The following is a 13,181-nucleotide window of genomic DNA, read 5'->3' on the forward strand; positions in this document are numbered from 1 at the left end:
GGTTACGGGCATACGAGTTTGGTAACGGTACCCTGGCCCACCAGCCTCCTGAATTTCCCTTGTCAGGACATCTCCCCTGCTTCGATTGCATCTGTATTGTGTGGAATGCATCCGGAGAAAGTTGTTACGTAAACCCACACCAAAAGAAATACATCCGGAGCATGCACACGCTGCATTGCCAGGGAGGAAGCCCACCGCAGGGGGCTTCCCTGTGGTGGGTCCCGATGACCTGAGAACTACGAGGAGGTGCGTATCTGAATCGGAAGGATCAGGACCAGGGAACCATACTACAAATCGCGTCCCTGGTCCTTCAGACGGTTCGGCTCATCGTCGAACTTCTGAAATGACCCGCCTCGCGAGCGGGTAAACCACTTAGGCCGTCAGAAGACGGCCGCCTGCGGCCTGGATTGATATCTGCTACCAGATATAAAATCAGGATGCACGCTATGCAGGATCCTTTAAGCAAAGCCATCTGCCCGCGCATGTAGCGTTATGGCGATGTCCCCTGACCCCGTCCGGGTCATCGCCTGATCCGTGGCAGGGTTTCCGATGAAACCCACGTCACAGAGTTCAACGCATGTATGAGTACAGGCTCAGCAGCGACACCACGATCAGCACGACGCCGATGATTATCATCATCGTCTCGGTCGTCGCCCCGGGATACGCCAGCAGGACCACGCCGACGATGATCATCACGATGCCCACGACCAGCGCGGTGTTCCTCCTGCGATTGCCCGCGTCCAGGTTGGTGACGATCGCCAACACGCCCAGGGCCATCAGGAACAGCGCCATGACGATGATGAGGATGCTCGTCATCCTGCCCGTTGCGATCACCAGAAGAAGACCGACAACGGCCATCACGACTCCGAGGATCATGTCGGCGTTGGAGTTCGACCTTATCCCGCGGCTGATGGACGACGACCCGTAGACCATCAGCATGACACCTGCGAATATCACAACCACGGACAGCGCACCGGCGCCCATCACGACCATTATCAGGCCGATGAAGAGCATCAGCACTGCCGTTGCCAGAGGGTCCCTCGTAGGGGATACCCTGTCTACATCCCTTCCCATGTCCGGTGTATGGCATTGGGTTGTATTTGAAGCCCCTCGGAACGCTAATAAGAGGGGTCATGGATTCGTCGCGCATGGTGAAATCCGTTTGCGCATCCCACATCCTCGTGGGTAACGAGAAGGACGCTCAGAAGATCATGGACCGCATCGCCAAGGGCGAGGACTTCGCGGAGCTGGCGAAGAGGTTCTCCAAATGCCCCTCCAAGTCCAAGGGAGGGAACCTCGGATGGTTCGGCAAGGGCCAGATGGTCCCCGAGTTCGAGCAGGCCTGCTTCAACGGCAAGACAGGCGACGTCGTCGGACCCGTCAAGACCGAGTTCGGATACCACGTCATCAAGATCACAGGGCAGAAGTGAGCCCGGTTGTTTGTTTAAGGGCCGGCATAGGCCGGCCCGTTGTTTCAATGGTCTCAGGAGACCTTCTTCAGTTGGTAGAACTCGAACAGCTGCAGCAGTCCCGAGATGAACACGATGGCGCCTATGACGAGCATGACGACGTCTGCGGTCCCGTCGAGGTTCAGCAGCGCGTAGATACCAACGATGATCATCAGCACGCCGACAACGACGGAGACGACCTTGCTCCCCCTTGCCACGGCGAAACCGCCGCCGAGGCCGAACAGGGTCACGATTCCAACGACGATCAGCCCGAGGGCCAGGATCGCCATGAGGAGATCCTCGAGCAGCTCGGTCAGTATGATGAGCGCGACTCCAAGAACCAGGAGGATGGCACCCATCACTAGGGTCGGTGTGAACTTGGATTTCAGTCCTCCGTAGAGGGTGAAGATCCCCATGATCAGACAGAGGATGCCGGCGATGATCAGGATGATGTCGAGGGACTCACCCTGGAGGACCATCATGATTATCCCGAGCAGCACCAGGAAGATCCCCGATATGAGGGAGTCCTTCCACGGATTGAACTTCTCGATGGTTACTTCCACTTTACCACCGGGCCGTATATCCTCAACTTAAGTCATAATAGTTCTCACTGCCTGTGCCTGACCACTGCGGGCACCTGATGGCACAGGTCCTGCCCGAACAGGACGTCCGCATCGGGATTCGACTCGATCACGGAACTGTGCGAGTCCAGCTGGGACCAGTGGTCCAGGATGATGACGTCAGGGTTCTCGACGGGGTTCCTGTCCGTCCAAACCCTCAGGCCCATCGAGACCGCCGTGTCCACCACGTATCCCACCGTCTCTTCCCTCCCGTAGCGCCTGGGCCCCAGGACGGAGTCGGTGGACCTGTCCCTGAGGAATGCGGCGACACGCTCGGACATCGATGTTCCGTCCTCGGATGCTGCTGGGCATGGTTCCATGCCCCTAAAAGGGGTAAGGGGTTTGAAAGATGTTTGCTGACTGTCAGTCTTCCGATCAGATGCCCATCTTCTTCCTGACATCCTCATCGAACATGAAGATGATCATGAAGAGGTAGACGATGGCGTAACAGATGGCCTTGACGATGTCGACCACGTCTCCACCGATGCCGAGGAGGCTTCCGATGAAGAGGATGACGAAGATGATCAGGAGGATGATCCAGAGGATCTTGTCGAAGTTGGTAGTCTTTCCGTCGTTGACCTTTCCGCCGATCCATGCGATGATGATACCGAGGATGATCCAGACGACGAACGTCGCAAGAGCGGTCTCGCCCACGACTGCGTATCCGATCAGTGCGAACAGGTTGATGATGACGGTCGTGACTCCGACGATCCTGACGTAGTTACCCAGGACGTCGATCTTTGCGGAGATTGTTCCATTGCGGACCTTGTTTCCGAACAGGAAGTACAGGATTGCCGCAATCAGGCTACCGATTCCAGCGACAACGTAACCAGCGTTGTCGGAGAGGGAGCCGGTGGCTCCTGCGCCATTCCAGATGTCCATGATGGCCGAAATTATCATCAGAATTCCGATGATGAAGAACGCCCATCCGGCGATTTTTGTGTTGTCGAAGAATGACATGCTTTGTAGAATCGCTATCGCTTCTATATAAATTTGAACGCAGTACAAAATTAGTAGCTGGACGTTTAGGAAAGGTTAAATATTTGAAACCGAGAAACCTCCGCATTCCGTCCATTTGTGGTGAACCTTAATTTAATGGGAGGCCGATTCGCGACTCATGGTTTACTCATGTCCGGTTGAGAGCGACCCCAGAGACAAGCTGGAGGACTTCGTAAGGAACCCCGATTTCAAGGTCATCGCAGGCCTGAGGACGGAGGGCCTCGAAGGGCTCATCGGTCTCGTCACGGCCGAGATCAGGAGGCAGGAGCCGGAGTCGAAGACCATCCTCGTCGACAGGGAGGTCATGAGCGACAACGGCATCGACTTCCCCAAGGACCTGGAGAGGTACTTCAAGCAGGAGATGTCGGCCGGCATCAGATGCAACTTCCTGCTCTGCGACGACCTCCCCGTGGTCAACTGGCAGTCCGCGCTCCTGGGCCTGAAGGGTGCAGACGCGCAGGTGTACTGCTTCTCGGTCGCCTGCAGGCAGATCCCGTCCTGCTCGAAGATGCTCTGATTATCTCAAAATGCAAAATGAAGTCCGGGTCCGTCACGTCACGACGGACCCGGCGATAGTTTTCAGGACTCCGGGAAGGCGGCCTTTATCGCCAGGAGCATGTCGTGGAACGTCGTGTCCTCTGGCACGATGTCGGGCTTGAACCCCAGGCTCTCCAGCCTCTCCGACGTCGGTCTGCCTATGGCGGCGATCTTTATCTGGCGGAGGTACTCGTCACCCTTCTCCTTGCCGTAGTGCTCCTCGAGATGCCTTATGAACGAGGATGCCGACATCGGCGACGTGAACGCCATGACGTCCATCTGGGCCCTCTTCACAGCGATCATCATGTGGAGGAGCGCCGGGCACATGCCGACCTCCTTGAGCTTGTAGGACGCGATGTCCACCAGGTCCGCCCCGGCTGCCCTGAGGCCGTCCGAGAGCACGTCCGAACCGCTGTCGGAGCGTATGACGACGATCCTCCTGCCGGACGCCTCCCCTTTGAGGAGGTCGACCAGGCCGTAGGACGAGAAGTCCTCCGGGACGGCGTCGACCTGGAACCCGGCGGCGGTCAGCCTCTTGGTGGTGGCCGGGCCGATGGATACGATCTTCGCCCCCTGGAAGACGCCCACGAGACGGTCGCCGAAGTACTTCTGGCACTGCTCCACCGCGGTGGACGACCCGAAGACCACGACGCACCCGTCGGTCACGGAGTCCTCCAGCCTCTTGAACTCCGACTCGTCCCCCGGCATGATTTCCAGGGACGGCGCGGCCATGACGTCGAACCCGAGGTCCCTGGCCTCCTGCACCGAGTCCTTGATCCTCACGGACGGACGGGTGAAGCCTACGGTGGTCACGCGAGGTCCCCCAGGATGTCGCGGACCTTCGCGACGGAGCCGATGACCATGATTCCCGGGGGCTCCAGCTCGTTGTCCCTTATCGCGGCCTCCAGTCCGGACACCGTCGTGACAGCGACCTTCTGCTCCGGGGTCGAGCCCTTGGAGATGATCGCAGCGGGCATGTCGGGTGACATGCCCCCCTCTATGAGCTGCTGGGAGATGTGGCCCGCGTTCCCCAGACCCATCAGGATCACCAGGGTCCCGTGCCCTCCGACGAGGGCCTTCCAGTCGACCCTGTCCTCGGTGCGGTCGGCCTTCTCGTGGCCTGTGATGAAAGTCACCAGAGATGTGTGGTCCCTGTGGGTCACAGGGATCCCTGCCAGCTCCGGGACGGAGATCGAGGACGACACGCCGGGGACGACATGGACCTCCGCGCCCGCCTTCCTGAGCTCCTCGGCCTCCTCGGCCCCGCGGCCGAAGAGGAACGGGTCGCCGCCTTTGAGACGGACCACGGTCTTCCCCTCCTGGGCGTATTTGACCAGCAGCTCGTTGGTCTGCCACTGGCTGAGATGATGGTCCCTGGCCCTCTTGCCCGCGTCGATGAGCTCGGCATCCGGCCTGCACTCCTTCAGCAGGTCGGGGTTGGCGAGGGCGTCGTACATCACGACGTCCGCCTCCCTCAGGAGCTGCAGCCCCTTGATCGTGAACAGCCCGGGGTCCCCGGGACCGGCTCCAACCAGATACACCTTGCCTGTCAAATCGTGTCCCTCCTTCCTGTGAGATAGTCAGAGATGTCCAGGAGCTCGTCCATGACGTAGTCTATGGGCAGGTCCTTCTCGACCCTCCTGGGTTCATCCGTGTAACCGTAAGACACCGCCCTCACGTGGACCACGTCCCCGTCGACGACGGCGTTTATTCCGACGGGCGACGAGCATCCCGCGCCCATCAGCTTCATAATGCCCCTCTCGACGCCGACGGCGGTCCTGGTGGGCCTGTCGTCCAGCTTCTGCAGGGCCCTCCTCGTCTCGTCGTCGTCCATCCTGCACTCCACGGCGATGGCTCCCTGCGCGGGGGCTGGTACGAACTGCCTCTTGTCCAGAACGAACATGGGGCGGTCGATCCCCATGCGGTCCATACCCGCCTTGGCCAGGATTATCGCGTCGAAGTCCCCGTCGTCCAGACGTCTGAGGCGGGTATGTATGTTCCCCCTCAGGTTCTCTATGACCAGGTCCGGGCGGACCTCGTGGAGCATGTTCCTCCTCCTGACAGAGGCCGTCCCGACCTTCGCCCCCTCGGGGAGATCCTCCAGCGGGCAGGGGAGGATCACGTCCTCGTCCGAGTCGCGGGGGAATATGGCGACCACCGTGAGCTCGGGGTCGACATCGATGGGTATGTCCTTCAGGGAATTGACGGAGCAGTCGATCTGGTCCTGCTTCATGGCCTCGTCCAGCTCGCGCACGAAGGCGCCGGTGGCGGCCATCTTGTCCAGCGGGGACGTCAGGTCGATGTCGCCGAGGGACTTGAGCCCCACGACGTCGCAACGGATGTCGGGGTTGAGCTCCGCCATCCTCTCGCAGAAGATCTCCGTCTGCCTCATGGCGAGTTTGCTCTCGCGGGTTCCAACCCTCATCCCTTGACCTCCGAGAAGAATCCCTTGAAGGCCTCCTCCAGCTGGGAGACCGCCTCCTCGTCGTGGGCGATCGACATGAAGTCGTCCTCCAGGGCCGACGGCGGCAGGTAGACGCCGTGGGCCAGCATGTACCTGAACATCCTGTCGAACATGGCGCGGTCGACATTCTCGGTCTGGGATCCGTTGGTGACCTCCTCTGGTCCGAAGAAGACGGCGAACATCGAGGCGACGGAGTTGACGCATCCCCTGACCCCCGCATCCTGCATGGAGTCCCTGATGGTGGACACCACGGACTGGGTGGCCCTCTCCAGTTTGGAGTAGTTGTCGTCTGAGCACATAAGGTCGATCTGGGCGAGTCCGGCCGATGCCGAGACGGGGTTGCCGGCGAACGTCCCGGCCACGTAGACCGGCCCCTCCGGGGCGACGTTCTCCATGATCTCCCTCTTCCCCATGAACGCGCCGGCGGGGAAACCCCCTCCGATGATCTTCGCCATTGTGGTCATGTCGGGGGTGACCCCGTACCTCTTCTGGGCTCCTCCGGAGGACACCCTGAAGCCGGTGATGACCTCGTCGAAGATCAGGATGACATCGTTCTCGGCGGTGATCTTCCTGACCTCCTCGAGATAGCCCTTCTGCGGCGGGATGACCCCCACGTTCCCCAGGACGGGCTCCATTATGACGCAGGCGATGTCCCCGTTCCCCTCCAGGAGGTCGGCCATGGCCTGGGCGTCGTTGTACTCCACGACATGGGTGTGCCTGGCCGTGTCCGCCAGCACGCCCTTGGACGAGGGTACGCCCTCCGCCGAGCCGCTGCCCGCGTTGACCAGGGCGGCGTCGTGGGCGCCGTGGAACCCTCCCTTCATCTTGACAATGTCGTCCCTTCCGGTGACTCCGCGCGCGACGCGGATCGCGTGCATGGTGGCCTCGGTGCCCGAGCAGGCCAGCCTGACCATCTCGGCACAGGGGACCTCCTTGTGGATCCTCTCGATGAGCGCCAGCTCGGCCTCGGACGGGGCTCCGTAGACGGTTCCCCTCTCCAGCTGGCTCCTGGCGGCGTCCATGACCCTCGGATGGGCATGGCCGGTGATGAGCGGCCCGTAGGCCATGCATAGGTCGATGTACTCCTTCCCATCCGCGTCCCTCATCCTGCATCCGTCGCCGGACTCGATGAAGAGGGGGTAGGGCTTGAACGCCCTGACCGGACTGGACACGCCGCCCGGGGTGACCGCGTGCGACTCGCTGTAAAGCTCCTCCGATCTGTCCATGCTATCAAAGAAGCCTTGCGGCCTCCCTCGCGAAGTATGTTATTATGATGTCGGCGCCGGCCCTCTTGATCCCGAGGAGGGACTCCATCATGATCCTCTCCTCGTCGATCCATCCGTTCTGCGCGGCGGCCTTGATCATGGCGTACTCCCCGGACACCTGGTAGGCGGCCAGCGGGAGGTCGAACCTCTCCCTGGCGTCCCTGATGATGTCCAGGTATGGGCCGGCGGGCTTGACCATGATCATGTCCGCGCCCTCGGCCACGTCCATCTCGATCTCCCTCATGGCCTCCAGCCTGTTGCCGCAGGGCATCTGGTAGCCCGCGCGGTTGCCCTTCCCGGGAGCGGAGTTGGCGACGTCCCTGAACGGGCCGTAGTACGCGCTGTAGAACTTGGCGCTGTACGCCATGATGGGCACGTTCTTGAACCCGGCGTCGTCCAGCGCGATCCTGATCGCCGCGATCTGGCCGTCCATCATGCCGCTCGGCGCGATGATGTCGGCGCCGGCCTCCGCCTGGGAGACCGCGGTCCTGCCGTACAGCTCGATGGTCTCGTCGTTCATGACGTAGCCGTCACCGTCCAGGACGCCGCAGTGCCCGTGGTCGGTGTACTCGCAGAGGCACAGGTCCGCGATGACCAGCATGTCCGAGTTCTCCTTGAGCCCGGCGATGGCCTTCTGCACGACCCCGTCCTTCTCGTACGCCCCGCTTCCGCAGGAGTCCTTGTGCGAGGGGACACCGAACACCAGGACGGAGTTCACACCGCTGTCCTGTATGCCCGCGGCGATGTCCTGGTAGCCGGAGAGCGGGTAGGTCTCCACGCCGGGCATCGACCCCGTCGTCTTCATCCTGTCAATGTTCGCGTCGAAGAAGATCGGCAGCACGAACTCGTCCGGGTGCAGCCTGGTCTCGGCGACCAGGTTCCTCATCCTGTCATTCACTCTCAGTCTCCTGAGACGCACATCTGGGTACATCATCATTCTACATCCCTCAGTCCGAAAAGATCGACGGCGGCGTTGCACATGTCTATGCGGCCGTCGCGTGAGGCCTCCCTCAGATTCTTGTAGAGTTCGGCCGTGAACTTGTTTGTGAGCGCCCTGGACAGGTCGTCCAGGAGCACGTTTACATCGGTGGACCCAGCCTTGGACATCGCGGTCTCCAGCTCGTGGTCCCTTATCCCGGCCAGCTTCAGGCCCAGCCTGCGGATTACGTCGTTCGCTATCTGCTCCTTCTGCTCCGCGTCCATCCTGGCCAGCTCCTGGCCGATGATCCTCTCCGCGGATGCGATCTCGTGCTTCCTGCGCTCGACGTTGCGCATGGCGATCGTCTGCAGCGAGTCCATGTTGTCGAGCTCGACGTTGGGGATCTCCTTGACGTCCGCGTCGGTGTTGCGGGGGATCGACACGTCGATGATCAGCAGCTTCCTGTCCGGACGCGTCCTCATAGCGTCCTCGACATGGTGCCTGTGCAGGACCGCGTGCGGGGCCCCCGTGGCCACCAGGACCAGGTCGGACTCCGCCACGGCCTCGGTCAGACGGGCCATGCTCACGGCCTTCCCGCCGAGCTCGTCTGCGAGCTCGATGGCGCGGCTGTACGTCCTGTTGGAGACGATGACCGTGCCGACGTTCTTGCCGACCAGGTTCTTTGAGATGACCGAGGCTATGTCACCGGCACCGAGGATCGTGATGGCCTTCCCGCCCAGGTCGCCGATCTTGCTCTCCGCCAGCTCCACGGCGGCGGAACCGACCGAGACGGCCCCCTTGTTCAGGGCGGTCTCGGACCTGACCCTCTTGCCGACGATCATGGCGTTGTCGAACAGGCGCGTCAGCATGGGGCCCACATGGCCCTTCTCCCTGGCGTCCATGTACGACTCCCTGACCTGGTGCTGGATCTGGTCCTCGCCGACTATGAGCGAGTCGAGGCCGCAGACCACCCTGAACAGGTGCCTTATGCTCTCCCTGTCCTCCAGTATGTACGAGATGTTGGTGGACGGGACTATCGTCCTCAGGATCGACTGCAGGTAGTCGGACACCGTCCTGTTGTCGGAGGTCGCGGTGTAGACCTCGAAGCGGTTGCAGGTCCTGACGATGACGAACTCGGAGACCTGGTCCATGACGGAAACCCTCTTGCCGACCTCGGCCTCCAGTATGGGGACTACGTTGTTCAGACCCTCCGTGCCCCCCGCGGAGGAGTGTGTGACATGCATGCTAACGATCATGATAGACCGCCTCTCTCCAGTGCCGCCGCGTACGCCCCGTCGCGGTCCCCCTGCCTGAGCATCGTCCAGATGTCCCCGTCTGCGAGCACCCCCGCCAGGAACTCCGCCCTGCCGGGCTGTGTGGGGATCCTGTCGCGGATCACCTTCCTCAGCTCCACGAGGAGCTCCAGCATGGAGTCGTACGACGGGTCGAGGAACTCGTCTATCCTCTCTATCACATAGGGCGGGAACGCGGGCACGCGGCCCTCGGAGGACACCGTCACGGTGAACCCGTCACGGTGGAGTGTCGATGGTATGAGGACGTCTCCTCCGCCGTGGGCGGAGTTCGTCATGATGCCCCTGGACATGGAGACGTCGCGGATCGCGTCGTTGAGCTCGTGGCTCGCCGTGGCGGCGACCACTATGTCCGAGCCGTCCATGTACCCTGCGGCCGTCTCCGGGTCGACCGCCTCGCGGACGACCTCGTCCGCCAGCTCCTCGAGCTCGGGGAGGACCTCGGGCGAGACGACCCTGATCCTGAATCCGTCGAAGTGCCTGCACTTGCGCAGGGCTACCCTACCTCCGCCGAACACGGTGACCAGACGGTCGCCGGGCGACAGCAGGATAGGAGACATCTGAACCTTCTCCAAAAGAGCACCTTCCTCCAACTGGTCGACCCCTATGGCGAAGGATGTGATAAAGTCTTGGTTTATGCGTCCAACCGACAGAAAGTATGCACTATAAAAGAAAGGGGCCGGAGGGCCCCGACTGGCGGATAAAGTTTACGACTTCACACCCTGTCCAGCGCCTGGGACAGGTCTGCTATGATGTCGTCGATGTGCTCGCAGCCGATGGACAGCCTGATGGTCGACGGCCTTATACCCGCCTCCTCCAGCTGCTCGTCGGTGAGCTGTGAATGGGTGGTTATCGCAGGCGGGATCACCAGCGACTTCATGTCGGCGACGTTGGCGAGAAGCGAGAACAGCCTCAGTGAGTCGGCGAAGCGCTTCGCCCCCTCCCTGCCGCCCTTGGTCTCGAACGTGAAGATCGATCCGGCCCCGTTTGGGAAGTAGCGCTCGTACAGCGCGTGGTCCGGATGGTCGGGCAGCATCGGGTGGTTGACCCTCTCGACCTTCGGGTGCCCGGCGAGGAACTCCACCACTCTCTGGGTGTTGTAGACGTGGCGCTCCACCCTCAGAGAGAGCGTCTCCAGCCCCTGCATGAGGGCGAACGAGTTGACGGGCGAGATGCACGCGCCCATGTCCCTTAGGATGATCGCGCGTATCCTGTTGCAGAACGGCGCGTCCGGCATGTCCTTTGCGAAGCAGACTCCGTGGTAGCTCGGATCCGGCTCGGACAGCTGGGGGAACCTCCCGGAACCCACCCAGTCGAACCTGCCGTTCTCGATGATGACCCCTCCGAGGACCAGGCCGTGCCCTCCGATGAACTTGGTCGCGGACTCGACGACGATGTCCGCACCGTGCTCCAGGGGCCTGAAGAGGTAAGGCGTCGCGAAGGTGTTGTCCACGACCAGCGGGATTCCGTGCCTGTGGCACATCTCCGCCAGGGCGTCTATGTCGACGAGGTTGGCGTTGGGGTTCCCTATGGTCTCCACGAACACGGCCTTCGTGTTCTCCCGGATGGCCCTCTCGAAGTTCCCTATCGGATCGGGCTGCGTGGGGTCGACGAACGTGCAGTCCACCCCGTACGACTTCAGGGTGTGGTCGAAGTAGTTGATGGTCCCCCCGTAGATCGAGATGGACGACACGATATGGTCCCCCGAGAACGCCAGGTTGTTGATGGTGTACGTGATCGCGGCGGCGCCAGAGGCGACTGCCAGCGCGGCGGTCCCTCCCTCCAGCGCGGCGACCCTCCTCTCGAAGGCGTCCGTAGTCGTGTTCGTGAGCCTGCTGTAGATGTTCCCCTCCTTCCTGAGGGCGAACCTGTCCGCCGCGTCGTCGCAGTCCCTGAAAACATAGGACGTGGTGAGGTAGATCGGCGTGGCACGGGCGTCCGACGCTGGGTCGGGCGACTCCTGCCCGGCATGGAGCATGACGGTCTCGAATCTCTGACCCGCCGGGTTCAGCGGGCTCTCCGGAACGTTCCTGTCGTCTCTGAATCCCATGGAAAATCCCTTCCGCGGGATTGCCATCATACTATATACCGTGCTTGAGGGACGGTTCCGAGCCGAGACCTCTACAACGTCAAGACCCGGGCGTCTGCGTATTCCCCGGGACCCGTCCCGATTCACAGCCGGATCGGAATCCGACCGACCGCACTGGCTCATTGGTCTTTGAATGGAGATTGTGGAAATTGTTTACCAGAGCCCTCAGTACTTCAACGGGATCCCGATGCTCCTCTCGTAGTACGCCTTGTTGAAGAACCTGCGGCGTCCGACGGTCTCCTCCCCGTACTCTATCGCCTGCTTGGGACACAGTTCCAGGCATCCCATGCAGAGGGAACACTTCTCCTCGTCCCAGACCGGCTTGCGGTGGTAGACCTTTATAATCTGCTCGGGGCAGATGTCCTCGCATATCCTGCACTCGATGCACTTGTCGGTGACGACGAACGGCTCCGTCACGCGCTGCTCCTCATACATGGGATAGATCTCGCGCCAGTCCCTGTCGCCCTTGTGACGGCAGAAGTCGCCGTCCTCCTTCGCCTGGATGGAAGCGATGATCCTCTCGACCTCCGCATCCGCGGCCTCCAGTGTTGCGGCCTCCTGCTCCGGCGTGGGGGGTTCGAACGCGAAGATGGAGTTGTCTGGCATGACGATGTCGTAACAGGCGTCGAAATCCAGCCTTCCGGACAGCTTCTCCGCGAGCATCTCACACGCGCCTCCGGACTCCTCGCCGCATGTCGCGACGCACCATACCCTTCCCGGATTCCTGACGACCAGGTTCTCCGCGAGGGTGGCGACCATCGAGGGCAGCCCGTAGTAGTAGACGGGGAACACGAAGCCGACGTCCTCGCCGGCGGCGTCGTATCCGAAGCGCTTGTACCTCACCGCAGCCGCGGTATCGACCATCTTCACCCCCGTGGCATCTGAGATGCGCTTGGCCACGGAGTACGAGTTCCCGGTTCCGGAGAAGACGAAGATCATGATGCCATGGTGCCGTCTGGAAGTTATAAAACATGCGGCTTGAAGGTAACGGTGTTAATACCGTTAAAGCCGTTAATCCCTGGCGAAGATGGCCTGCAGGTTCCTGACGAACTCCGGGTCCTCCGATGTCTCGGCCCACGAGTCGAAGTCCACCATGCCGTCGACGCAGTGCAGGCGGTAGTTGAGGACCTCCCTGGCTCTCCAAGGCGCCATGCGGAACTCGCCCGAGATCGCCCTGGCGCGGTAGGGTGCTGACTGGGTCTCCGAGACCATCCTGGCTATGAGCCTTCCCTGTACCTCGGGATGGTTGACCGATGCCCCGCACTCCCCCCATCTGACGGCTGATGCCGCAAGGGCGTGAATTACCGTTGCCTCGACCACCGTGTCCTCGAAGTCCGGGGCCAGACCGTTGCCCACCACCGCATGTGCCAGCGTCCTGGCGCAAGCGGCCACCGTGTCGCACATGTCCTCATCAGGAGCCGTCTCCGCGACGACCTCCGGCATGTCCCCCAGGACCTCTCCGACGATCGCGCGCTGGAACTCCATCACGGCCTCGGCGTTTCTGTTCTGATCTGCATCCGACATCATCTG

The 13,181-nt window shown here is 61.7% G+C and carries 16 protein-coding genes; 2 read left to right on the top strand and 14 right to left on the bottom strand.

What is annotated here, in order from left to right; genetic code table 11:
• Positions 1-570 precede the first annotated feature (570 nt).
• On the bottom strand, positions 571-1,074 hold the full coding sequence (locus JS82_06295) for a hypothetical protein (protein ID QHK17740.1): 504 nt from the start codon (positions 1,072-1,074) through the stop codon (positions 571-573).
• A 74-nt stretch (positions 1,075-1,148) separates the two neighbouring features.
• Here JS82_06295 and JS82_06300 point away from each other — a divergent pair, with 74 nt between their 5' ends.
• A complete protein-coding gene (locus JS82_06300) occupies positions 1,149-1,430 on the top strand; it encodes a peptidylprolyl isomerase (GenBank protein QHK17741.1) in 282 nt (93 codons plus the stop codon).
• A 53-nt stretch (positions 1,431-1,483) separates the two neighbouring features.
• Here the strand turns inward: JS82_06300 and JS82_06305 are convergent, their stop codons facing one another.
• The 3 genes from JS82_06305 to JS82_06315 are packed head-to-tail and all read right to left on the bottom strand — an operon-like array spanning position 1,484 to position 3,028.
• Positions 1,484-2,011 (bottom strand): hypothetical protein, encoded by a 528-nt coding sequence (locus tag JS82_06305; GenBank protein ID QHK17742.1) that lies wholly within the window; start codon positions 2,009-2,011, stop codon positions 1,484-1,486.
• 44 nt (positions 2,012-2,055) lie between these two features.
• Entirely contained in the window at positions 2,056-2,388 is a 333-nt protein-coding gene (locus JS82_06310) for a hypothetical protein (protein QHK17743.1), read from the bottom strand.
• Positions 2,389-2,443: 55 nt separating this feature from the next.
• On the bottom strand, positions 2,444-3,028 hold the full coding sequence (locus JS82_06315) for a hypothetical protein (GenBank protein ID QHK17744.1): 585 nt from the start codon (positions 3,026-3,028) through the stop codon (positions 2,444-2,446).
• Between the two features lie 157 nt (positions 3,029-3,185).
• Here JS82_06315 and JS82_06320 point away from each other — a divergent pair, with 157 nt between their 5' ends.
• Entirely contained in the window at positions 3,186-3,584 is a 399-nt protein-coding gene (locus JS82_06320) for a hypothetical protein (GenBank protein QHK17745.1), read from the top strand.
• Between the two features lie 62 nt (positions 3,585-3,646).
• Here the strand turns inward: JS82_06320 and JS82_06325 are convergent, their stop codons facing one another.
• The 10 genes from JS82_06325 to JS82_06370 form a co-directional block, all read right to left on the bottom strand.
• Positions 3,647-4,417, bottom strand: coding sequence for a hypothetical protein (locus JS82_06325; protein ID QHK17746.1), 771 nt, complete (start codon positions 4,415-4,417; stop codon positions 3,647-3,649).
• Positions 4,414-5,157, bottom strand: coding sequence for a uroporphyrinogen-III C-methyltransferase (cobA, locus tag JS82_06330; GenBank protein ID QHK17747.1), 744 nt, complete (start codon positions 5,155-5,157; stop codon positions 4,414-4,416). Before cobA ends, JS82_06325 begins: the two co-directional genes overlap by 4 nt.
• Positions 5,154-6,029, bottom strand: a complete 876-nt coding sequence (gene hemC / locus JS82_06335) for a hydroxymethylbilane synthase (protein QHK17748.1) — start codon at positions 6,027-6,029, stop codon at positions 5,154-5,156. Before hemC ends, cobA begins: the two co-directional genes overlap by 4 nt.
• The gene (gene hemL, locus JS82_06340) at positions 6,026-7,294 is read right to left on the bottom strand and encodes a glutamate-1-semialdehyde 2,1-aminomutase (protein QHK17749.1); all 1,269 of its coding nucleotides are present in this window, start codon (positions 7,292-7,294) and stop codon (positions 6,026-6,028) included. The genes hemC and hemL overlap by 4 nt, the downstream gene beginning before the upstream one ends.
• Positions 7,295-7,298: 4 nt before the next feature.
• The gene (gene hemB / locus JS82_06345) at positions 7,299-8,264 is read right to left on the bottom strand and encodes a porphobilinogen synthase (GenBank protein QHK18419.1); all 966 of its coding nucleotides are present in this window, start codon (positions 8,262-8,264) and stop codon (positions 7,299-7,301) included.
• A 2-nt stretch (positions 8,265-8,266) separates the two neighbouring features.
• Complete coding sequence (gene hemA, locus JS82_06350; protein ID QHK17750.1) at positions 8,267-9,508, bottom strand: glutamyl-tRNA reductase; 1,242 nt, start codon at positions 9,506-9,508, stop codon at positions 8,267-8,269.
• The gene (locus tag JS82_06355; GenBank protein QHK17751.1) at positions 9,505-10,122 is read right to left on the bottom strand and encodes a hypothetical protein; all 618 of its coding nucleotides are present in this window, start codon (positions 10,120-10,122) and stop codon (positions 9,505-9,507) included. The genes hemA and JS82_06355 overlap by 4 nt, the downstream gene beginning before the upstream one ends.
• A 155-nt stretch (positions 10,123-10,277) precedes the next feature.
• Positions 10,278-11,612, bottom strand: a complete 1,335-nt coding sequence (locus JS82_06360; GenBank protein ID QHK17752.1) for an aminotransferase class I/II-fold pyridoxal phosphate-dependent enzyme — start codon at positions 11,610-11,612, stop codon at positions 10,278-10,280.
• Between the two features lie 204 nt (positions 11,613-11,816).
• The gene (locus JS82_06365) at positions 11,817-12,590 is read right to left on the bottom strand and encodes a 4Fe-4S dicluster domain-containing protein (protein ID QHK17753.1); all 774 of its coding nucleotides are present in this window, start codon (positions 12,588-12,590) and stop codon (positions 11,817-11,819) included.
• Between the two features lie 72 nt (positions 12,591-12,662).
• Positions 12,663-13,175, bottom strand: a complete 513-nt coding sequence (locus tag JS82_06370; protein ID QHK17754.1) for a hypothetical protein — start codon at positions 13,173-13,175, stop codon at positions 12,663-12,665.
• Positions 13,176-13,181: the final 6 nt, after the last annotated feature.

This window comes from Methanomassiliicoccaceae archaeon DOK (genome assembly GCA_009911715.1).
Lineage (GTDB): Archaea > Thermoplasmatota > Thermoplasmata > Methanomassiliicoccales > Methanomethylophilaceae > Methanoprimaticola.